At 71.6% G+C, this 20,296-nt stretch carries 21 protein-coding genes; 17 read left to right on the top strand and 4 right to left on the bottom strand.

Going from position 1 to position 20,296, the window contains the following annotated elements; translation table 11 throughout:
• The first annotated feature begins 8 nt into the window (after nt 1–8).
• Entirely contained in the window at nt 9–1,358 is a 1,350-nt protein-coding gene (locus tag AC07DC_RS18185) for a replication-associated recombination protein A (protein WP_478915419.1), read from the top strand.
• A gap of 40 nt (nt 1,359–1,398) precedes the next feature.
• On the opposite strand, the gene AC07DC_RS18180 is transcribed toward AC07DC_RS18185, so the two are convergent.
• Together AC07DC_RS18180 and AC07DC_RS18175 are read right to left on the bottom strand one after the other, a co-directional pair.
• On the bottom strand, nt 1,399–1,698 hold the full coding sequence (locus AC07DC_RS18180; protein ID WP_478915418.1) for a YciI family protein: 300 nt from the start codon (nt 1,696–1,698) through the stop codon (nt 1,399–1,401).
• A gap of 10 nt (nt 1,699–1,708) precedes the next feature.
• The gene (locus AC07DC_RS18175) at nt 1,709–2,437 is read right to left on the bottom strand and encodes a DUF2470 domain-containing protein (RefSeq protein WP_478915605.1); all 729 of its coding nucleotides are present in this window, start codon (nt 2,435–2,437) and stop codon (nt 1,709–1,711) included.
• A gap of 124 nt (nt 2,438–2,561) precedes the next feature.
• Here AC07DC_RS18175 and rpsD point away from each other — a divergent pair, with 124 nt between their 5' ends.
• Nucleotides 2,562–3,173 (top strand): 30S ribosomal protein S4, encoded by a 612-nt coding sequence (gene rpsD / locus AC07DC_RS18170; protein WP_138352618.1) that lies wholly within the window; start codon nt 2,562–2,564, stop codon nt 3,171–3,173.
• A 22-nt stretch (nt 3,174–3,195) separates the two neighbouring features.
• On the opposite strand, the gene AC07DC_RS18165 is transcribed toward rpsD, so the two are convergent.
• The gene (locus tag AC07DC_RS18165; protein ID WP_478915417.1) at nt 3,196–5,352 is read right to left on the bottom strand and encodes an ATP-binding protein; all 2,157 of its coding nucleotides are present in this window, start codon (nt 5,350–5,352) and stop codon (nt 3,196–3,198) included.
• A 182-nt stretch (nt 5,353–5,534) separates the two neighbouring features.
• Between AC07DC_RS18165 and AC07DC_RS18160 the strand changes: the two genes are divergently transcribed.
• From AC07DC_RS18160 to nusB, 14 genes are all read left to right on the top strand, one after another.
• A complete protein-coding gene (locus AC07DC_RS18160; protein WP_478915416.1) occupies nt 5,535–5,969 on the top strand; it encodes a DUF948 domain-containing protein in 435 nt (144 codons plus the stop codon).
• Between the two features lie 6 nt (nt 5,970–5,975).
• Nucleotides 5,976–6,317: a DUF6167 family protein gene (locus tag AC07DC_RS18155; protein WP_478915415.1), complete on the top strand. Its 342-nt coding sequence runs from the start codon at nt 5,976–5,978 to the stop codon at nt 6,315–6,317.
• Nucleotides 6,317–8,986: an alanine--tRNA ligase gene (gene alaS / locus AC07DC_RS18150; protein WP_478915414.1), complete on the top strand. Its 2,670-nt coding sequence runs from the start codon at nt 6,317–6,319 to the stop codon at nt 8,984–8,986. Before AC07DC_RS18155 ends, alaS begins: the two co-directional genes overlap by 1 nt.
• Nucleotides 8,987–8,988: 2 nt before the next feature.
• Entirely contained in the window at nt 8,989–9,453 is a 465-nt protein-coding gene (gene ruvX / locus AC07DC_RS18145; RefSeq protein WP_478915413.1) for a Holliday junction resolvase RuvX, read from the top strand.
• 110 nt (nt 9,454–9,563) lie between these two features.
• Complete coding sequence (mltG, locus tag AC07DC_RS18140; RefSeq protein WP_478915412.1) at nt 9,564–11,339, top strand: endolytic transglycosylase MltG; 1,776 nt, start codon at nt 9,564–9,566, stop codon at nt 11,337–11,339.
• Nucleotides 11,339–12,184: a shikimate dehydrogenase gene (locus AC07DC_RS18135; protein WP_478915411.1), complete on the top strand. Its 846-nt coding sequence runs from the start codon at nt 11,339–11,341 to the stop codon at nt 12,182–12,184. The genes mltG and AC07DC_RS18135 overlap by 1 nt, the downstream gene beginning before the upstream one ends.
• A gap of 177 nt (nt 12,185–12,361) precedes the next feature.
• Nucleotides 12,362–13,546, top strand: coding sequence for a chorismate synthase (gene aroC / locus AC07DC_RS18130; protein WP_478915410.1), 1,185 nt, complete (start codon nt 12,362–12,364; stop codon nt 13,544–13,546).
• Nucleotides 13,543–14,058, top strand: a complete 516-nt coding sequence (locus AC07DC_RS18125) for a shikimate kinase (RefSeq protein WP_478915409.1) — start codon at nt 13,543–13,545, stop codon at nt 14,056–14,058. Before aroC ends, AC07DC_RS18125 begins: the two co-directional genes overlap by 4 nt.
• A complete protein-coding gene (gene aroB, locus AC07DC_RS18120; RefSeq protein WP_478915408.1) occupies nt 14,055–15,146 on the top strand; it encodes a 3-dehydroquinate synthase in 1,092 nt (363 codons plus the stop codon). The genes AC07DC_RS18125 and aroB overlap by 4 nt, the downstream gene beginning before the upstream one ends.
• A 5-nt stretch (nt 15,147–15,151) precedes the next feature.
• Nucleotides 15,152–15,592, top strand: a complete 441-nt coding sequence (gene aroQ / locus AC07DC_RS18115; protein WP_478915604.1) for a type II 3-dehydroquinate dehydratase — start codon at nt 15,152–15,154, stop codon at nt 15,590–15,592.
• A 136-nt stretch (nt 15,593–15,728) separates the two neighbouring features.
• Nucleotides 15,729–16,427: an AAA family ATPase gene (locus AC07DC_RS18110; RefSeq protein ID WP_478915407.1), complete on the top strand. Its 699-nt coding sequence runs from the start codon at nt 15,729–15,731 to the stop codon at nt 16,425–16,427.
• A 93-nt stretch (nt 16,428–16,520) separates the two neighbouring features.
• On the top strand, nt 16,521–17,630 hold the full coding sequence (locus AC07DC_RS18105; protein ID WP_478915406.1) for an aminopeptidase P family protein: 1,110 nt from the start codon (nt 16,521–16,523) through the stop codon (nt 17,628–17,630).
• 53 nt (nt 17,631–17,683) lie between these two features.
• The gene (efp, locus tag AC07DC_RS18100; protein ID WP_138352605.1) at nt 17,684–18,250 is read left to right on the top strand and encodes an elongation factor P; all 567 of its coding nucleotides are present in this window, start codon (nt 17,684–17,686) and stop codon (nt 18,248–18,250) included.
• Between the two features lies 1 nt (nt 18,251).
• Nucleotides 18,252–18,677, top strand: a complete 426-nt coding sequence (gene nusB / locus AC07DC_RS18095; protein ID WP_399647797.1) for a transcription antitermination factor NusB — start codon at nt 18,252–18,254, stop codon at nt 18,675–18,677.
• A gap of 278 nt (nt 18,678–18,955) precedes the next feature.
• Here nusB and bldD read toward each other — a convergent pair whose 3' ends face one another.
• A complete protein-coding gene (bldD, locus tag AC07DC_RS18090) occupies nt 18,956–19,456 on the bottom strand; it encodes a transcriptional regulator BldD (protein WP_478915405.1) in 501 nt (166 codons plus the stop codon).
• Between the two features lie 237 nt (nt 19,457–19,693).
• Here bldD and pyrR point away from each other — a divergent pair, with 237 nt between their 5' ends.
• Nucleotides 19,694–20,266 carry a bifunctional pyr operon transcriptional regulator/uracil phosphoribosyltransferase PyrR gene (gene pyrR / locus AC07DC_RS18085; protein WP_478915404.1) on the top strand — a complete coding sequence of 191 codons (573 nt, stop codon included), beginning with the start codon at nt 19,694–19,696 and terminating at the stop codon, nt 20,264–20,266.
• The last annotated feature ends 30 nt before the right edge of the window (nt 20,267–20,296 follow it).

The following is a 20,296-nucleotide window of genomic DNA, read 5'->3' as shown; positions in this document are numbered from 1 at the left end:
TCGGACGAATGGAGCCCGACCTGTTCACCGCAGCCGCAGAGGACCGCCAGGAGAGGGAGCCGGGCAACAGCCCGCTCGCCGTGCGGATGCGTCCGCGCGTCCTGGACGAGGTGGTCGGACAGCAGCACCTGCTCAAGCAGGGCTCACCGCTGCGCCGGCTCGTCGGCGAAGGCAGCGGCGGCCCGGCGGGACCGTCCTCGGTGATCCTGTGGGGCCCGCCCGGCACCGGCAAGACCACGCTCGCGTACGTGGTCAGCAAGGCCACCAACAAGCGCTTCGTCGAGCTCTCGGCGATCACCGCGGGTGTCAAGGAGGTCCGCGCGGTCATCGAGAGCGCCAAGCGGCAGTCCGGCGGTTACGACCGGGAGACGGTGCTCTTCCTGGACGAGATCCACCGCTTCAGCAAGGCCCAGCAGGACTCGCTGCTGCCCGCCGTCGAGAACCGCTGGGTCACCCTGATCGCGGCCACCACCGAGAACCCGTACTTCTCGATCATCTCCCCGCTGCTGTCCCGCTCGCTGCTGCTCACCCTGGAGCCGCTCACCGACGAGGACCTGCGCGGCGTGCTGCACCGGGCGCTGACCCACGAGCGCGGGCTCGGCGGAGCCGTCACCCTCCCCGCCGACGCCGAGGCCCACCTGCTGCGCATCGCGGGCGGGGACGCGCGGCGGGCCCTGACCGCCCTGGAGGCCGGCGCCGGCTCGGCCCTCGCCAAGAGCGAGAAGGAGATCACCCTCAGCACGCTGGAGGAGGCCGTCGACCGGGCCGCGGTCAAGTACGACCGGGACGGCGACCAGCACTATGACGTGGCGAGCGCGCTCATCAAGTCCATCCGGGGCTCGGACGTGGACGCCACGCTGCACTATCTGGCGCGCATGATCGAGGCCGGCGAGGACCCCAGGTTCATCGCCCGGCGGCTGATGATCTCGGCCAGCGAGGACGTCGGCATGGCCGACCCCACGGCGCTGCAGACCGCGGTCGCCGCCGCGCAGGCCGTCGCGCTGATCGGTTTCCCCGAGGCCCGCATCATCCTGTCGCAGGCCGCGATCGCCCTCGCCCTGGCACCGAAGTCCAACGCGGCGTACAAGGCGATCGACGCGGCGCTCGCCGATGTGCGCAAGGGCCTGGCGGGACCGGTGCCGCCGCATCTGCGCGACGGCCACTACAAGGGCGCGGCAAAGCTCGGCCACGCCCAGGGCTACCAGTACCCGCACGACCTGCCCGGCGCCATCGCCGCCCAGCAGTACGCCCCCGACGAGATCCACGGCCGCCAGTACTACGAGCCCACCCGCTACGGCGCGGAGGCCCGGTACGCCGACATCCTGGACCGGGTCCGCGAGCGCCTGTCGGGGGAGTGACCCCGCCGGACCCGACCCGGGTCGTTGATCAAGCCCGTGATCAGGCCGGCAGTTCCTGGCGGTACTCCGCCATCGCCGGCACGGTCTTGGTGGCGATGAACTCGGTGATCCGGTAGGCGCAGACCCCCGCGGTGACGAAGGGGTCGCCCGCGACGATCTCCTCGATCGCGGCCCGGTCCCCGGCGACCGCCAGGATCACCCCGCCCTCGCGCGGCTCCTTGCGGCCCGAGGCCAGGAAGACCCCGGCCGCGTACTGCCGGTCGAGCCAGTCGACGTGGTCGGCGAGCACGGCGTCGACCTGCTCCACGGGAGCGGTGTACGTGATGTCGAGTACGAACATGATGATCAGGCTACGCCCCGTGAAGATCGTCCGCCGAGGCGCGTGCCGCGTCGAAGAGGGTGTGCATCGCCCGGTGCAACTCCTCGTGGCCGCGCACCGGTTCGGGGAAGTCGAAGCGGGCGTCGAAGGTGCCGTCGGAGTCGGTGAAGCGCACCCGCAGTCCGAAGCGGTCCAGGGCCACCGGCACCGCCGTCCGGGTGCCGGCGCACTCGGCGCCCCGCCCGCCGTAGCCGCCGACGAGCCCGCACAACCACCCGACCTGGTCCTCGTGCGCGGCGGCCAGGTGCTGGAGCAGCTCGGTCTCGTGGGGCGCCAGCGGGTCGGCGGTGGCGTCGGCGAACTCGTCGGGCTCCACCTGCTCCGCGCCCCACAGATCGTCGACGGACGCCTCGCCGACCTCCAGCCGCAGCAGCGCCGTGCCGGGCACGACCGGCTCGTCGCGCACCGGGGTGAGCCAGCCCGCGATCCAGGCCCGCCCGCGGATCCGGTGCGGCACCGAGACCGGTGCCACATCGGTGATCTCCAACACAGCGGTCAGCTCGTCGGCCTCGGCGTGGGTGGCGGCCCGGACGGCAGGGGAGTCGGCCGGGAACAGCATGAACACGTCGCCCTCGGGGCCGACGCTGCGCATCTCGGGCACCAGCTGACCGGGCAGTACGGGGTCCAGCCCGGGAATGACCAGGACAGCCGACGGGTTACCCTCGACTAGAGTTCGCGCGCGTTCGGCTGCCGATGGCATCCGGAGCGCATCGTCCACGTCGGGGCGCGGCTGACCGTGCGCAGGCATGGGGTTCCCGGGTCGAATCATGCGATCTCCTCAGCTAAGGTAAGCCTTACCTAATTTACATGGAGGATCGTTCCACGTGAACCAGTCGCGTCCCAAGGTCAAGAAGTCGCGTGCGCTCGGCATCGCGCTGACCCCCAAGGCAGTCAAGTACTTCGAGGCTCGCCCGTACCCGCCCGGCGAGCACGGCCGCGGTCGCAAGCAGAACAGCGACTACAAGACCCGTCTGCTCGAGAAGCAGCGTCTGCGTGCCCAGTACGACATCAGCGAAACGCAGATGCGCCGTGCCTACGACCGCGCTCGGAAGGTCGACCTCAAGACAGGCGAAGCGCTGATCATCGAGCTGGAGCGCCGTCTGGACGCGCTCGTCCTGCGGGCCGGCCTGGCCCGCACCATCTACCAGTCCCGGCAGATGGTCGTGCACGGTCACATCGAGGTCAACGGCCGCAAGGTCGACAAGCCCTCCTTCCGCGTGCGCCCCGACGACGTCGTCATGGTCCGCGAGCGCAGCCGCGAGAAGACCCCGTTCCAGGTCGCCCGTGAGGGTGGCTGGGCCGGCGAGGGCGAGACGCCGAAGTACCTGCAGGTCAACCTGCAGGCCCTGGCCTTCCGCCTGGACCGCGACCCGAACCGTCGCGAGATCCCGGTGATCTGCGACGAGCAGCTCGTCGTCGAGTACTACGCCCGCTGATCCAGCGAGGGCACGAATACTCTCAGCCCGCCGTCTCCCCGCCGCCCACGGCAGGGGAGGCGGCGGGTTCATGCGTAACGGGGCCGGTCGCCCGCGCCACCGTGCCCAGCCGGCCCGACTGCTCCGCGGGCAGGTCGCACAGCGCCCGCCGCACCGCCGCGTCCAGGCCGAACCGCGCGCCCTCGGCCAGCCCTGCCTCGTAACCGGCGTCCCCCAGGGCGATCCGGGCCCGCTTCTCGCACAGTTCGTGCGGCGCGTTGAAGAACTGCGAACCGAACAGCCGCAGGCCCACCGAGCGCCACACGCGGCCGGCCGCGCCCTGCAGCACCGCCGCCTCGTACGGAGCGCCCTCGCCCTCGGTGATCAGTGCCAGCAGCTCGATCGCGAGCACCGCCCCGACCAGGTCGTGGAAGGCGTGGTCGATGACCAGGCACTCCTCCACCAGTTCGCGCGCGGTGGCCGGGTCCCCGCCCAGCCAGGCCGCGTATCCCAGCACGTAGAGCGCGTAGGCCAGGGCCCAGCGCTCGCCGTGGTCGTGGCAGATGTCGCGGACCTCCTCGCTCAGCGCCACCGCCCGCTCCAGATCGCCCCGGAAGGCGACCGCCATCGCCAGCTCGACCTGCGCCATCAGGACGTTGCTGTTGAGCTCGCCGATCTCGCGGTAGGCGTCCAGCGCCGCCCCGATCAGCTCCTCGGCCCTGACCATGTCGTCCGAGAGCAGCGCCAGGCACCCCAGCCGGTGGACCGCGTACGCCGAGGCCGGCGCGTTGCCCGTCAGTTCCGCCTCGTCACGGCACTCCTGCAGCACACCCAGCGCGCACACCGGATCGCCCTGCAGCACGGCCACGTACCCGTACACCCACATCGCCTTCGCGCGTGCCTCGGCGTGCGCGGTCTCCAGCTCCAGCGCCCTGGCGAGCCAGAGCCGCCCCTCGGACAGCCGCCCGCAGCCCACCCAGTAGAACCACAGGGTCGCCGCGAGGTACTGGCCCACGTGCGGGTCCTCGGCGCCGCTGAGGCTGAACTCCAGCGCCAGCCGCAGATTGGGCAGATCCGCCTCGACCCGGGCGGCGACCTCGGCCTGCCGGGGGCTGAACCAGTCCAGCTCGCACCAGGTGGCCAGCCCGAGGTACCAGTCGCGGTGCCGGCGCTGCATACGAGCGGTGTCGTCCAGCGCCTCCAGCCAGCCGGCGCCGTACTCGCGGACCGTCTCCAGCATCCGGTAGCCGACGCCCCCGGCGGTCTCCTCGTACACCACGACCGACTGCGCCACCAGCTCCGAGACCGTCTCCATGACGTCCCCGGCGGCCAGATCCGCACTGGAGCACACGTATTCCGCGGCCTCCAGGTCGAACTGCCCGGCGAAGACCGAGAGCCGCGCCCACAGCAGCCGCTGGGCCGGCGAGCACAGTTCGTGGCTCCAGCCGATCGCGGTCCGCAGGGTGTGGTGGCGGGACGGCGCGCTGGGGTCGCCGCCGGTCAGCAGCCGGAAACGGTCGTCGAGGCGCTGCAGCACCTGGTCGACCGAGAGCGCCCGCAGCCGGCCCGCCGCCAGCTCCAGGGCCAGCGGAATGCCGTCGAGACGCCGGCACAGCTCGACGGCGGACTCCTGGTTGGCCGCGGTGATCGCGAAGCCCGGCAGCACCGCGGCCGCCCGGTCGGCGAAGAGCCGGACGGCGTCACCGTCCGCGGCCGCCGCGGACAGCGGCGCCAGCGGGACGGTGTGCTCGCCGGTGATGCCCAGCGGCCGGCGCGCGGCCGCCAGCACCCGCAGGCCCGGCGCCCGGCGCAGCAGCTCCGCGACCAGTTCCGCGCACTCCTGCACCACATGCTCGAAGCCGTCCAGCACCAGCAGCAGTTCGCGCTCGGCCAGCTCCTCGGCGAGCGCCGTACGCGGCGGCCGCCCGGTGTGGTCGGCCAGCTTCAGCGCCTCGGCCAGACTGTGCTCCAGCAACTCCGCGTTGAACAGGGCGGACAGCTCCACGAGCCACACCCCGTCGGGGAACCGGCCCGCCACCCGCCGTGCCGTCCGCGCCGCGAGCCGGGTCTTGCCGACACCACCGACCCCGGTGATGGTGACCAGCCGCGCGTGCTCCAGCAGACCGGCGAGAGCCGAGAGTTCGGCGGCCCGCCCGACGAAGCTGTTGAGCTCGGCGGGGAGGTTTCCCGCTGTGTCCATGGTTCACGGAGCGTACGGGGTCATGAACAGAACGTACAATCACGCGACATCCGCGGGCCCGGAGCACTACCCTGCGGCGCTCCCGCCGCGCCGGGAATGCGGTACGGACGCCGAGGCCGGGCGCGATAGGGTCGGTAGCTGATTGTCGGTGTGAAGTGGTGACGGTGAGGGAGCGCAGCAACGTGTCCGGTGGAGAGGTGGCCGGCCTGATCGTGGCCGTCTTCTGGGCGATCCTGGTGTCGTTCCTGGCGGTGGCGCTCGTCCGGCTGTCCCAGACACTCAGGAAGACCACCGAACTGGTCGCGAACGTCACCGAACAGGCGGTTCCGCTGCTCGGCGAGGCGACCTCGGCGCTCCGCTCCGCACAGTCCCAGCTCGACCGGGTCGACACGATCACCGCGGACGTCGCCGAGGTGACCGCCAACGCCTCCGCGCTCTCCTCGACCGTGGCCTCCACCTTCGGCGGGCCGCTGGTGAAGGTCGCCGCCTTCGGCTACGGGGTGCGGCGCGCGGTCGGCCTGCAGGCCAAGGGCGCGGGGAAGACCCGCACCGTCGTGGTCGGCAAGGCGCTGCCGGCCGCCCGGCGCGGCAGCCGACGCAACCGTTCGAAGGGCTGACACACCATGTTCCGCCGCCTGTTCTGGTTCTTCACCGGCGCCGCCGCGGGCGTCTGGGCCACCACCAAGGTCAACCGCGCGGTGCGCAGGCTCTCCCCGGACAGCCTCGCCGCGTCGGCGGCCGACAAAGCGCTCGAAACCGGCGCCCGCCTGCGTCTGTTCGCCCAGGACGTGCGCGCCGGGATGACCGAGCGCGAGATCGAACTCAAGGACGCGCTGGGCCTGGAGGCCGCCGAGGCGGACCTCCCCGAGCAGCGCAGGCCCGCGCTCGACGCACCGCAGCAGCACCCCCGGCAGTCCTACAAGCAGTCGCACAAGCAGTCGTACAACCGGAAGGACAATCACTGATGGAGTCGGCAGAAATCCGCCGCCGCTGGCTGCGCTTCTTCGAGGAGCGCGGGCACACGGTCGTGCCCTCGGCGTCCCTCATCGCCGACGACCCGACGTTGCTGCTGGTCCCGGCGGGCATGGTCCCGTTCAAGCCGTACTTCCTCGGTGAGGTCAAGCCGCCCTTCGAGCGCGCCACGAGCGTGCAGAAGTGCGTGCGTACGCCCGACATCGAAGAGGTCGGCAAGACCACCCGACACGGCACGTTCTTCCAGATGTGCGGCAACTTCTCCTTCGGCGACTACTTCAAGGAAGGCGCCATCAAGTACGCCTGGGAGCTGCTCACCAGCTCCGTGGTGGACGGCGGCTACGGCCTGGAGCCCGAGAAGCTCTGGGTCACCGTGTACCTGGACGACGACGAGGCCGAGCGCATCTGGCGCGAGGTCGTCGGCGTTCCCGCCGAGCGGATCCAGCGCCTGGGCAAGGCCGACAACTACTGGTCCATGGGCGTCCCCGGACCGTGCGGCCCCTGCTCCGAGATCAACTACGACCGGGGCCCGGAGTTCGGCGTCGAGGGCGGCCCGGCCGTCAACGACGAGCGCTACGTGGAGATCTGGAACCTGGTCTTCATGCAGTACGAGCGCGGCCCCGGCCAGGGCAAGGACGACTTCGAGATCCTCGGCGAGCTGCCGTCGAAGAACATCGACACCGGCCTCGGCCTCGAACGCCTCGCGATGATCCTGCAGGGCGTGCAGAACATGTACGAGACCGACACCCTGCGCGTGGTGATGGACACGGCCACCGGACTCACCGGTGTCCGCTACGGCGCCGACCACGGCACCGACGTCTCGCTGCGCGTCGTCGCCGACCACATGCGCACCTCCGTGATGCTCATCGGTGACGGGGTCACCCCCGGCAACGAGGGCCGCGGCTACGTGCTGCGCCGCATCATGCGCCGCGCCATCCGCAACATGCGGCTGATGGGCGCCACCGGGCCGGTCGTCGGCGAGCTCGTGGACACCGTCATCAAGACGATGGGCGAGCAGTACCCGGAGCTGGTCACCGACCGCAAGCGCATCGAGACCGTGGCCCTCTCCGAGGAGGTCGCCTTCCTCAAGGCGATCAGCGGCGGCACCAACATCCTGGACTCCGCGGTCAGCGAGACCAAGGCCGCAGGCGGCACCGTCCTCTCCGGCGACAAGGCGTTCCTGCTCCACGACACATGGGGCTTCCCGATCGACCTCACCCTCGAAATGGCCTCCGAGCAGGGGCTGTCGGTGGACGAGGAGGGGTTCCGCCGCCTGATGAAGGAGCAGCGGGACCGCGCCAAGGCCGACGCCCGCGGCAAGAAGCAGGGTCACGCGGACCTCTCGGCCTACCGTGAGGTCGCCGACCGCTCCGGCACCACCGTGTTCACCGGCTACAGCGCCAACCAGAACGAGGCCACCGTCGTCGGGCTGCTCGTCGACGGCGTCCCGTCGCCGGCCGCCCACGAGGGCGACGAGGTCGAGATCGTCCTGGACCGCACCCCGTTCTACGCCGAGGGCGGCGGCCAGCTCGCCGACACCGGCCGGATCAGGATCGACACCGGCGCGATCATCGAGATCCGCGACGTGCAGCAGCCGGTGGCCGGCGTCAGCGTGCACAAGGGTGTCGTCCAGGTCGGCGAGGTCACCCTCGGCGCCGGTGCGCTCGCCCAGATCGACCTGGTGCGCCGCCGGGCCATCGCCCGCGCCCACAGCGCGACGCACCTGACGCACCAGGCGCTGCGGGACGCGCTGGGCCCCACCGCCGCGCAGGCCGGTTCCGAGAACTCCCCGGGCCGCTTCCGCTTCGACTTCGGCTCGCCCGCCGCCGTACCCGGCACGGTTCTCACCGACGTCGAGCAGAAGATCAACGAAGTGCTCGCGCGCGAACTCGACGTCACCGCCGAGGTCATGAGCATGGAAGAGGCCAAGAAGCAGGGCGCCATCGCCGAGTTCGGCGAGAAGTACGGCGACCGGGTCCGCGTGGTCACCATCGGCGACTTCTCCAAGGAGCTCTGCGGCGGCACGCACGTCGGCAACACCGCCCAGCTCGGGCTGGTCAAGCTGCTCGGCGAGTCGTCCATCGGCTCCGGGGTGCGCCGTGTCGAGGCCCTGGTCGGCGTGGACGCGTACAAGTTCCTGGCCCGCGAGCACACGGTCGTCGCGCAACTCACCGAGCTGGTGAAGGGCCGTCCCGAGGAGCTGCCCGACAAGATCTCGGGCATGCTCGCCAAGCTCAAGGACGCGGAGAAGGAGATCGAGCGCTTCCGCGCCGAGAAGGTCCTGCAGGCCGCGGCCGGACTGGCCCAGGGCGCGCAGGACATCAAGGGCGTCGCGCTGGTCACCGGCACCGTGCCGGAGGGCACCGGCGCCGACGACCTGCGCAAGCTGGTGCTGGACGTACGGCAGCGCATCGGGGGCGGCCGGGCCGCCGTCGTCGCGCTGTTCACCGTGGCGAGCGGCCGCCCGCTCACCGTCATCGCCACCAACGAGGCCGCCCGCGAGCGCGGCATCAAGGCCGGCGAGCTGGTCCGGTCCGCCGCCAAGACGCTCGGCGGCGGCGGCGGTGGCAAGGACGACGTCGCGCAGGGCGGCGGCCAGAACCCGGCCGCCGTGGACGAGGCCGTGGCCGCGGTCCAGCGCCTGGTCGAAGAGAAGGCCTGACGGTGCGCAGAGGCAGGCGTATCGCCGTCGATGTCGGGGATGCCCGGATCGGGGTCGCTTCGTGCGACCCCGACGGGGTCCTCGCGACGCCGGTCGAGACGGTTCCGGGGCGGGACGTCCCGGCGGCGCTGCGCCGCCTCGCGGCGATCATCGAGGAGTACGAGCCGATCGAGGTCGTTCTGGGACTGCCGCGCTCGCTGAGCGGCAACGAGGGCCCCGCGGCGGTCAAGGTCCGGGCGTTCGCGCAGGATGTGGCCAAAATCATCGCGCCGATCCCGGTGCGGCTGGTGGACGAGCGGATGACCACGGTCACCGCCACCCAGGGCCTTCGGGCGTCGGGCGTCAAGGCCAAGAAGGGGCGTGCGGTGGTGGATCAGGCCGCCGCGATCGTCATCCTCCAGAGCGCCCTCGAGACCGAACGGGTGTCGGGGAAACCAGCGGGGGAGAGCGTCGAAGTGGTCATCTGATCGCGGTACGGTAACGTTCCGCGCGACACGGCGGCGCCACCTGGCGCCGCCCGTTTCGCAAGGGGCGGTCAACTCGGACAAAGCGATCGCCCCGCGTACCAAGGGGACCGATGACTGACTATGGCCGGGGCTCCGGCTCCGAACCGTGGCATCCCGAGGACCCGCTCTTCGGTGATCAGGGTTACCAGCAGCAGCCGCGCCAGCCGCAGCCGCAGGACGACTGGGACCCCTACGCCACCGGACAGCAGCCCCAGTATCCGTACGACGGTCAGCAGGCTCCCCAGCAGCAGTACCCGCAGCAGCAGGCCCCTCAGCATCAGCAGCAGTACCCCCAGCAGCACCCGCAGCAGCAGTACCCGCAGCAGTCGCACCCGCAACAGCAGCAGTACCCCCAGCAGCACCCGCAGCAGCAGTACCCGCAGCAGGGCTACCCCCAGCAGCAACAGCAGCCGCAGCAACAGCAGTACCCGCAACAGCAGCAGCCCCAGCAGCAGTACAACGACTGGGACACCTCCGGCGGTTCGTCCGCCCCGTACGGTGCCAACCCCGGCGATCCCTACGGCGGCCAACCGCCCGCCGATCCCTACGGCACCCAGCAGCAGCCCGACTTCTACGGGCAGGACGGCTACCCGCCCCCGCAGCAGCCGCAGCGCCGGCAGCCGCCGGAGCAGCAGCCCCAGCAGCCGATGCGGTCCGCCCCGGACAACACCGGGGAGTGGGAGGCCGAGGCCGAGCCGGAGACGCACGCCTTCTTCTCCGACGGCACGGACGACGACGAGCCGGGCGACGACGCCGAGGACACCGGTCGCGGCGGCCGCAAGCGCGGCGGCAAGGGCGGCAAGAAAGAGGGCAAGAAGCGCCGCAGCGGCTGCGCCTGCCTGGTCGTCCTGCTGGTCCTCGGCGGCGGCGTCGGCGGCGCCGGGTACTTCGGCTACCAGTTCTACGAGAGCCACTTCGGCGCGGCGCCCGACTTCGCGGGCGAGGGCACCGGAGACGTGCAGGTCGACATTCCCAAGGGCTCGACGCTCACGGACATGGGCAACATCCTCAAGACCGCGGGCGTGGTCAAGAGCGTCGACGCCTTCACCGCGGCGGCCGGCAAGAACCCCAAGGGCAAGTCCATCCAGGCCGGTATCTACATCCTGCACAAGGAGATGTCGGCGGCGGCGGCGGTCACGATGATGACGGACCCCGCGAAGCAGAGCGCCATAATCTTCCGCGAGGGGCTGCGGGGCACCGAGGTCTACGACGCGATCGACAAGCGGCTGGACCTCAAGGCGGGCACCACGCAGGCCGCCGCCAAGGGCGTCGACCTGGGCCTGCCCGCCTGGGCGCAGGGCAACGTCGAGGGCTTCCTCTTCCCGTTCAAGTACAGCATCGGCAAGGGCACCAAGCCGCTCGAGCTGCTCAAGGACATGGTCAAGCAGGCCCAGACCGAGTACACCAAGGACAACATCGAGGAAGAGGCGAAGAAGGTCCACAAGACGCCGCTGCAGATCGTCACCATCGCCAGCCTCATCCAGGCCGAGGCGCAGGAGGACGACGAGTTCGGCAAGGTCTCGCGGGTCATCTACAACCGGCTCGACAAGGACATGGCGCTGGGCTTCGACTCGACGATCAACTACGCCATGGGCCGCTCCACGCTGAACACGTCCACCAAGGACACCAAGTTCCCGTCGCCGTACAACACGTACCTGCACAAGGGGCTGCCGCCCGGTCCGATCGGCAACCCGGGGCACCAGGCGATCGACGCGGCGCTGCACCCGACGGCGGGCAACTGGCTGTACTTCGTCACGGTCAAGAAGGGCGACACGCGCTTCACCGACAGCTTCGCCGAGCACCAGAAGAACGTTGCGGAGTTCAACAAGAGCAAGGGCACGGGCTGATGCCGGAACCGCGCCGGGCCGGAGTCCTCGGCTCGCCGATCGCCCACTCGCTCTCACCGGTGCTGCACCGGGCCGCGTACGCCGAGCTCGGTCTGACCGGCTGGCGCTACGACCCCTTCGAGGTGGACGAGGCCGCGCTGCCCGGCTTCCTGGCCGGGCTCCGGGACGGCACGGGCGAGCCGGGCCCATGGGCCGGGCTCTCCCTGACTATGCCGCTCAAGCGCGCGGTCATCCCGCTGCTGGACGAGGTCAGTGCCACGGCGGCCTCCGTCGAGGCCGTCAACACACTGGTCTTCACCGCGGACGGCCGGCTGACCGGTGACAACACCGACATCCCCGGAATCGCCGCCGCGCTGCGCGAGCACGGCGTGACGAGCGTGGAGTCCGCGGTGGTGCTCGGCGCCGGGGCGACCGCCTCGTCCGCGCTGGCCGCGCTCGCCCGGATCTGCACCGGCGAGGTCACCGTGTACGTGCGCAGCGCCGCGCGCGCCGCCGAGATGCGCGAGTGGGGCGAGCGGCTGGCCGTGCGGGTGCGCACCGAGGACTGGGGCGACGCGGCGAAGGCGTTCGAGGCGCCGCTGGTGATCGCCACGACCCCGGCGGGCGCCACCGACGCGCTGGCCGAGTTCGTGCCGGAGCGGCCGGGCGCGCTCTTCGACGTGCTGTACCACCCGTGGCCGACCGCGCTCGCGGCCGCCTGGACGGCCCGCGGTGGCGAGGTCGTCGGCGGCCTCGACCTCCTGGTGCACCAGGCCGTGCTCCAGGTCGAGCGGATGACCGGCCGGACGCCGGCGCCGCTCGCCGCGATGCGCGCCGCCGGCGAGGCGGCGCTGGGCAGCGTCTGACACACAGCACCGCCCGCCCGCTCGTCCTGAACGCGCCGCTCCGCCACGTCCACACCCTGGACCGGAGGCGGGACGTCTGCCCCGGTCGTGGGAGGATCGGTGGTGGCGGGCCAGGGCCGCGCACCCGGCCGTGCCGTTGAATTTCGGACGTTCGAGGCGCGAGCAAGAGGAGCACCGTTGAGCAGGTTGCGCTGGCTGACCGCGGGGGAGTCGCACGGCCCCGCACTCGTCGCGACGCTGGAGGGGCTGCCCTCCGGCGTGCCCGTCACCACGGCGCTGGTGGCGGACGCGCTGGCGCGCCGGCGGCTGGGTTATGGCCGCGGTGCCCGGATGAAGTTCGAGCAGGACGAGGTCACCTTCCTCGGCGGCGTACGGCACGGCCTGACCATGGGCAGCCCGGTCGCGGTCATGGTCGGCAACACCGAGTGGCCCAAGTGGGAACAGGTCATGGCGGCCGACCCCGTCGACCCGGAGATCCTGGCCGGTCTGGGGCGCAACGCGCCGCTGACCCGCCCGCGCCCCGGCCACGCCGACCTCGCCGGAATGCAGAAGTACGCGCTGGACGAGGCCCGGCCGATCCTGGAGCGCGCCAGCGCCCGGGAGACCGCCGCCCGCGTCGCGCTGGGCGCCGTCGCCCGCTCCTACCTCAAGGAGACGACGGGCATCGAGATCGTCAGCCATGTCGTCGAGCTGGCCGCGGCCAAGGCCCCGTACGGGGTCGTGCCGGTGCCCGCCGACGAGGCCCGGCTCGACGCCGACCCCGTCCGCTGCCTCGACGCCGACGCGAGCAAGGCGATGGTGGCCGAGATCGACCAGGCCCACAAGGACGGCGACACGCTCGGCGGCGTCGTCGAGGTGCTGGCGTACGGCGTCCCCGTCGGGCTCGGCAGCCACGTCCACTGGGACCGCAGGCTCGACGCGCGGCTGGCCGCCGCCCTGATGGGCATCCAGGCGATCAAGGGCGTCGAGATCGGCGACGGCTTCGGCCTGGCCCGCGTGCCGGGTTCGCAGGCGCACGACGAGATCGTGCCGACCCCCGAGGGCATCCGCCGCACCACCGGCCGCTCCGGCGGCACCGAGGGCGGTATGAGCACCGGTGAGCTGCTGCGCGTGCGCGCCGCGATGAAGCCGATCGCGACGGTGCCGCGCGCACTGGCCACCGTCGACGTCACCACCGGTGAGGTCGCCGCCGCCCATCACCAGCGCTCGGACGTCTGCGCGGTGCCGGCCGCCGGGATCGTCGCGGAGGCCATGGTCGCGCTGGTCCTCGCCGACGCCGTCGCGGAGAAGTTCGGCGGCGACTCGGTGGGCGAGACCCGCCGCAACGTCCAGGGGTACCTCGAGAACCTGGCGATCCGATGACGGGGCCGCTGGTCGTCCTCGTCGGCCCGCCCGGTGCGGGCAAGACCACCGTCGGCATGCTGCTCGCGGCCCGGCTCGGCACCACCTACCGGGACACCGACGCCGATGTCGCGCAGACGGCGGGCAAGTCGATCCCGGAGATCTTCATCAACGACGGTGAGGACCACTTCCGGCAGCTCGAACTGGCCGCGGTCACCGACGCGCTCGCCGAGCACACCGGCGTACTGGCGCTCGGCGGCGGAGCGATCATGTCGCCGGTCGCCCGCAGCCTGCTGCGCGGCCGGCCCGTGGTCTTCCTGGACGTCGGCGTCAACGACGCCGTCAAGCGGGTCGGTCTCGACGCCCCGCGTCCGCTGCTCGCCGTCGCCCCGCGCCAGCAGTGGCGCGAGCTGATGGAGAAGCGCCGCCCGCTGTACACCGAGGTCGCCCGCGCGGTCGTCTCCACCGACAGCCGCACCCCCGAGGACGCCGCCGAAGCGGTCCTCGACGCACTGGAATTGAAGGACGCATGAGCGAGAACCCCACCCGTATCGCGATCGCCGGCACCGCGGGTACGGAGCCCTACGAGGTGTTGGTCGGACGCCAGCTGCTGGCCGAGCTGCCCGCCCTGATCGGGCCGGCCGCCAAGCGGGTGGCGGTACTGCACCCGGAGGCGCTCGCCGCCACCGGCGAGGCGCTGCGCGCGGACCTCGCCGAGCAGGGCTTCGAGGCCATCGCCATCCAGCTGCCGAACGCGGAGGAGGCCAAGACCGTCGAGGTCGCCGCCTACTGCTGGAAGGCACTGGGCCAGACCGGCTTCACCCGCACCGACGTGATCGTCGGCGTCGGCGGCGGAGCCACCACCGACGTCGCCGGCTTCGTGGCGGCGACCTGGCTGCGCGGGGTGCGCTGGATCGCCGTCCCCACCACCGTGCTGGCCATGGTGGACGCGGCGGTCGGCGGGAAGACCGGCATCAACACCGCCGAGGGCAAGAACCTGGTCGGGGCGTTCCACCCGCCGACCGGGGTGCTGTGCGACCTCGCGGCGCTGGACTCGCTGGCGCCCAACGACTACATCAGCGGTCTCGCCGAGATCATCAAGGCCGGCTTCATCGCCGACCCGGTCATCCTCGACCTGATCGAGGCCGACCCGGCCGGCGCCCGTACGCCGCAGGGCCCCCACACCGCCGAGCTGATCGAGCGCTCCATCCAGGTCAAGGCCGACGTGGTCTCCGCCGACCTCAAGGAGAGCGGCCCGCGCGAGATCCTGAACTACGGCCACACCCTCGCGCACGCCATCGAGAAGAACGAGCGCTACAACTGGCGGCACGGCGCCGCGGTCTCCATCGGCATGGTCTTCGCCGCCGAACTGGGCCGGCTGGCCGGCCGGCTCGACGACGAGACCGCCGATCGGCACCGCACCGTACTGGAGTCGGTGGGGCTGCCGCTGACCTACCGGGGTGACCAGTGGCCGAAGCTGCTGGACACCATGAGGGTCGACAAGAAGTCCCGCGGCGACCTGCTGCGCTTCATCGTCCTGGACGGGCTGGCCAAGCCCACCGTCCTGGAGGGCCCGGACCCGGCGGTCCTGGTGGCCGCCTACGCGGAGATCTCCAAGTGACCGGCGTGACCGGCCGCGTGTTGGTGCTGAACGGGCCGAACCTCGGCCGGCTCGGCTCCCGGGAGCCCGACGTGTACGGCGCGACCTCGTACGCCGGGCTCGTCGAGGCCTGCACCACCCTCGGCAAGGAGCTCGGCTTCGACGTCGAGGTCCGGGAGACCAACGACGAGGGCGAGCTGATCCGCTGGCTGCACGAGGCGGCCGACGGGCGGATCCCGGTCGTCATCAACCCGGGCGCCTTCACGCACTACTCGTACGCGATCCGGGACGCGGCGGCCCAGCGCACCGCCCCGCTCATCGAGGTGCACATCTCCAACCCGTACACCCGTGAGGAGTTCCGTCACACTTCGGTCATCGCGGGCGTCTCCACCGGTACCGTCGCCGGCTTCGGCATCGGCTCGTACCGGCTGGCGCTGCGCGCCCTGGCGGAGGAAATCACCGGCTGACATCGTGCTCCGGGCACCAGTGCCGCTCCCCGGCCGTTCACACAAGTACCTCCGGGGACGGTACGGTTCGGTTCGAACGGCCTGTTCCCGGCCGTCACGGAAGCAGAACCTCCGGCACGAGATGGAGTGGGACGGGATGCAGCACGCTGTGGGGGCACCGCAGCCCGGCCGGCCGGGACCTCAGCCGGCCACCAGCACCACCGGACACTTCCCCCTGCCCGCCGCCGGCCCGGTCCAGCTGCCGGCCGCTTCCGGCGGCTCGCTGCCGGGCGGCGGCGCCGGGCCCGTGGCGGTCCTGCTGATCGGCGCGGCCGGGGCCGGCAAGACCACCATCGCCCGGCACTGGGCCGACAACCGCGGCATACCGACCGCCCACATCAGCCTCGACGACGTCCGTGAGTGGGTCCGCTCCGGTTTCGCGGACCCGCAGGCCGGGTGGAACGAGCACTCCGAGGCCCAGTACCGGCTGGCCCGCCGCACCTGCGGCTTCTCGGCCCGGAACTTCCTGGCCAACGGCATATCGTGCATCATCGACGACGCGGTCTTCCCGGACCGGCCGGTCGTCGGCCTCGGCGGCTGGAAGCGGCACGTCGGCCCCGGTCTGCTCCCCGTCGTGCTGCTCCCGGGCCTGGACGTGGTCCTTGCCCGCAACGCCGCGCGCAACGGCAACCGGCGGCTCTCCGACGAGGAGGTCGCCCGGATCCACGGCCGGATGGCCGGCTGGTACGGATCGGGGCTGCCGATCATCGACAACTCGCAGCTCGACGTGGCCGCGGCGGCCGCGGCGCTGGACCGGGTCGTGGCCCGCAGCGTCCAGGGCCCGCCCGTCTGGTAGCCGGCGGGCCGCGGACCCGGTGGGCCGGGGCGGCCCGCCCCGGTCGGACGCGCTCGGGCGGCCCCCCGGACGGCCCGCACGTACGCTCGCGACATGTCCGACGTGCACGCAGCCCGCAGAGAACGCCTGCGCGACCGATGCGCGGCGTCAGGAGCGGCGGCGGCGCTGGTCTCCCGCCCCGCCAACGTGACCTACCTGACCGGCTGCGCGCTGCCCGGCGCGGTACTGCTCGTCGGCCCCGGCGAACAGGACGCCCTGGTCCGCCGCAGGCCCGCCGTCGGGAACCTGTCCGAGGGGCAGCCGCCGGACGACCTGAGGATCGTGGTCCTGCCGCGCACGGAGGGCGACCCGGTGGTGGCCGCCGCCGGCCTGGTCCTCGACCGGCGGGGCGACACGCTGGCCGTCGAGGAGCACCACCTCACGGTGGCCCGGCACCGGGCGATCGGCTCGGTCGCGCCCGGCCTGCGGCTGACCGACCTCGCCGGGGCCGTGGAACAGCTGCGGGTGGTCAAGGACGAGCAGGAGATCGCCTCGATCCGGATCGCGGCGGAACTCGCCGACCAGGCCCTCGGCGAGCTGCTGGAGTCGATCCTGGTCGGCAGGACCGAGCGGCACCTCGCGCTGGAGCTGGAACGCCGGCTGGTCGACCACGGCGCCGACGGCCCGGCCTTCCCCACCTGCGTCGGCACCGGGCCGCACTCGGGGGCCGCGCGGCACGTGCCCACCGACCGGCGTGTCGAGGAGGGCGACTTCCTCACCGTCCGGCTCGGCGCCCGCTACCGCGGATACGGCTGCGAGGTCGGCCGCACCTTCGTCGTGGGGACTTCTCCCGCCGACTGGCAGATCGAGCTGTACGACCTGGTCTTCGACGCCCAGCGGGCCGGCCGGGAGGCCCTCGCACCCGGTGTGGCCTGCCGTGATGTGGACCACGCGGCGCGCTCGGTACTGGCCGCCGCGGGCTACGGGGAGGCCTTGGGTGAGGTGACAGGACACGGCGTGGGCCTCGAAATCGACGAGGACCCTCGGCTGTCACCTGCGGCCATGGGTAAACTGGACGCTTGCGTGCCGGTCACCGTCGAACCGGGGGTCCACCTTCCGGGCCGCGGCGGTGTCCGCATCGACGACACACTCGTCGTACGTCCTCCGACGGACGGCGGGCCCGAGCTACTCACCATTACGACCAAGGAGCTGCTCGCCCTGTAAAAGGGCGCGCCCCCTCGGTCTCCGAAGCTGCACTTTCAGGAGATTCCGCAACCGTGGCATCCACGAACGACCTCAAGAACGGCCTCGTGCTCAAGCTCGACGGCGGCCAGCTCTGGACCGTTGTCGAGTTCCAGCACGTCAAGCCCGGCAAGGGCCCCGCCTTCGTCCGCACGAAGCTCAAGCACGTGCTGTCCGGCAAGGTCGTCGACAAGACCTTCAACGCCGGCATCAAGGTCGAGACGGCCAACGTCGACAAGCGCGGTATGCAGTTCTCCTACAAGGACGGCACCGACTTCGTCTTCATGGACACCGACACCTTCGACCAGGTGTACATCACCCCCGAGGTCGTCGGCGACGCTGCCAACTACCTCCTCGAAGGCTTCGAAGCCGTCGTGGCGATGTACGAGGGCGCTCCGCTCTACATCGAGCTCCCGGCCTCCGTCGAGCTGGTCATCGAGTACACCGAGCCGGGTGTCCAGGGCGACCGGTCCACCGGTGGCTCCAAGCCGGCCCGTCTCGAGACCGGCTACGAGATCGGCGTCCCGCTCTTCATCACCACCGGTGAGAAGATCAAGGTCGACACCCGTTCGGGTGACTATCTCGGCCGGGTGAACAGCTAACGTGGCTGCTCGGAACAAGGCCCGTAAGCGCGCCTTCCAGATCCTCTTCGAAGCGGATCAGCGGGGTGTCGACCCGAAGACCGCCATGGCGGACTGGATCCGGCTCGCCCGGACCGACGACCGGCAGCCGCCGGTCACCGAGTACACCATGCAGCTGGTCGAGGGGTACGCCGCCAACGCGCCCCGTATCGACGAGCTGCTCGCGACCTACTCGGTCGGCTGGACGCTGGACCGGATGCCGGTCGTCGACCGGAACGTCCTGCGGCTCGGCACATACGAGCTGATCTGGGAGGACGAGGTCCCGGACGCCGTCGTGCTGGACGAGGCGGTCCAGCTCGCGAAGGAATTCTCCACCGATGAGTCGCCGGCCTTCGTCAACGGGCTGCTGGCCCGTCTGAAGGACCTCAAGCCGACCCTTCGGCGATAGCGTCACCCGCACCGCCCAGGCCCGGAGCAGAAGCTGACCACAGCTTCTGCTCCGGGCCTGGTGCGTTTCCCCGACGTCCAGGTGGTCGGGACGCGGCGCCGCAGGGCACCAGGGAGCCGCCGGCGGCTCCCTGGACGGTTTTGCGGGCGCCGACTGGACCGTCCGGGTGAAGGGGGCCGCCGCGGGCCCGTTCCGGGGTCCGGGGGAGAACAGAACCGCCCGGGGCGGTGTCCTTGCGGACACCGCCCCGGGCGGTACGTTTCTGCACTGTGTTCTGGTCAGCTGTCCTCGTGTTGAACCGCGCGGCGCGCGTCCGCGTCGAGGACGCCCCAGCCGATGAGCTGCTCGGTGAGGACCGACGGCGACTGGTCGTAGATCACGGCCAGCGTGCGCAGGTCGTCCTGGCGGATCGACAGCACCTTGCCGTTGTAGTCCCCGCGCTGGCTCTGGATGGTGGCGGCGTAGCGCTGCAGCGGGCCTGCCTTGTCCGGCGGGACCTGGGACAGCCGCTCCAGGTCGAGGACGAGCTTCGGCGGCGGCTCGGCGGCCCCGCCCGGCGTGGTGCCGGGCAGCAGCTCCTGGACCGGCACTCCGTAGAAGTCCGCCAGCTCGGCCAGTCGCTGTACGGTCACGGCGCGGTCGCCACGCTCGTACGAGCCGACGACGACGGCCTTCCAGCGGCCCTGGGACTTCTCCTCGACGCCGTGAAGGGAGAGACCCTGCTGCGTGCGGATGGCGCGGAGCTTGGCTCCGAGCTGTTTGGCGTAATCGCTGGACATAAGGCTCCCCGGACGGAATCTCGGTGACTCACTGTGAGGTTACGCAGCGTAATTTGACTTCGTCAAGCCGAATGGTCCGGACCGGTCTCCCTGTACTGCGGGAGCGCCCGGTTCGTACCGGTGTGCCTATCCTGCGGGCGCCCGCCCGAGAACGCGACCTGCGCGCCTGGTAACGTGAGGGCGTATCCCTGGCGTCCTTTAAGACCCGTCCCGTGAGGCGGGGAAGGAGAGCCCTTCATGGCTGAAGACCGCAGTACACCCGCACGCCCGGTGCTCGAAGCACCGGACATCGCCCGGGTCCTGACCCGTATCGCCCACGAGATCGTCGAACGCGCCAAGGGCGCCGACGACGTGGTGCTCCTCGGCATTCCCACCCGCGGTGTCTTCCTCGCCCGCAGGTTGGCCGACAAGCTCGCCGACATCACCGGCCGCAAGGTCCTGGTCGGGTCGCTCGACATCACCATGTACCGCGACGACCTGCGGCTGCACCCGGCCCGCGCGCTGGCCCGTACCGACATTCCCGGTGACGGCGTCGACGGCCGGCTGGTGATCCTCGTCGACGACGTGCTCTTCTCGGGCCGCACGATCCGCGCCGCCCTCGACGCGCTGAACGACATCGGCCGGCCGCGAGCCGTACAGCTCGCCGTCCTGGTCGACCGCGGCCACCGCGAACTCCCGATCCGGGCCGACTACGTCGGCAAGAACCTCCCCACCTCGCTGCGCGAGACCGTCAAGGTCCACCTCACCGAAGAGGACGGCCGTGACACGGTCCTCCTCGGCGTGCGCGAGGGCTCCCCGGCGGACGAATAGCGCAAGCACGTCCCGGACCCCCAGCGGGTC

Source organism: Streptomyces sp. NPDC045021 (assembly GCF_056432645.1).
Note: the sequence above shows the minus strand (reverse complement) of the source record. Positions and strands in the feature narration are given on the sequence as shown.

What these genes read in the sequence shown, in the direction of transcription:
- AC07DC_RS18185 (WP_478915419.1), top strand. Translation starts at nt 9, where the DNA reads ATGGAGCCCGACCTGTTCACCGCAGCCGCAGAGGACCGCCAGGAGAGG.
- AC07DC_RS18180 (WP_478915418.1), bottom strand. Translation starts at nt 1,698, where the DNA reads ATGTTCGTACTCGACATCACGTACACCGCTCCCGTGGAGCAGGTCGAC.
- AC07DC_RS18175 (WP_478915605.1), bottom strand. Translation starts at nt 2,437, where the DNA reads ATGCCATCGGCAGCCGAACGCGCGCGAACTCTAGTCGAGGGTAACCCG.
- AC07DC_RS18165 (WP_478915417.1), bottom strand. Translation starts at nt 5,352, where the DNA reads ATGGACACAGCGGGAAACCTCCCCGCCGAGCTCAACAGCTTCGTCGGG.
- AC07DC_RS18155 (WP_478915415.1), top strand. Translation starts at nt 5,976, where the DNA reads ATGTTCCGCCGCCTGTTCTGGTTCTTCACCGGCGCCGCCGCGGGCGTC.
- alaS (WP_478915414.1), top strand. Translation starts at nt 6,317, where the DNA reads ATGGAGTCGGCAGAAATCCGCCGCCGCTGGCTGCGCTTCTTCGAGGAG.
- mltG (WP_478915412.1), top strand. Translation starts at nt 9,564, where the DNA reads ATGACTGACTATGGCCGGGGCTCCGGCTCCGAACCGTGGCATCCCGAG.
- AC07DC_RS18135 (WP_478915411.1), top strand. Translation starts at nt 11,339, where the DNA reads ATGCCGGAACCGCGCCGGGCCGGAGTCCTCGGCTCGCCGATCGCCCAC.
- AC07DC_RS18125 (WP_478915409.1), top strand. Translation starts at nt 13,543, where the DNA reads ATGACGGGGCCGCTGGTCGTCCTCGTCGGCCCGCCCGGTGCGGGCAAG.
- aroB (WP_478915408.1), top strand. Translation starts at nt 14,055, where the DNA reads ATGAGCGAGAACCCCACCCGTATCGCGATCGCCGGCACCGCGGGTACG.
- AC07DC_RS18110 (WP_478915407.1), top strand. Translation starts at nt 15,729, where the DNA reads ATGCAGCACGCTGTGGGGGCACCGCAGCCCGGCCGGCCGGGACCTCAG.
- AC07DC_RS18105 (WP_478915406.1), top strand. Translation starts at nt 16,521, where the DNA reads ATGTCCGACGTGCACGCAGCCCGCAGAGAACGCCTGCGCGACCGATGC.
- bldD (WP_478915405.1), bottom strand. Translation starts at nt 19,456, where the DNA reads ATGTCCAGCGATTACGCCAAACAGCTCGGAGCCAAGCTCCGCGCCATC.
- pyrR (WP_478915404.1), top strand. Translation starts at nt 19,694, where the DNA reads ATGGCTGAAGACCGCAGTACACCCGCACGCCCGGTGCTCGAAGCACCG.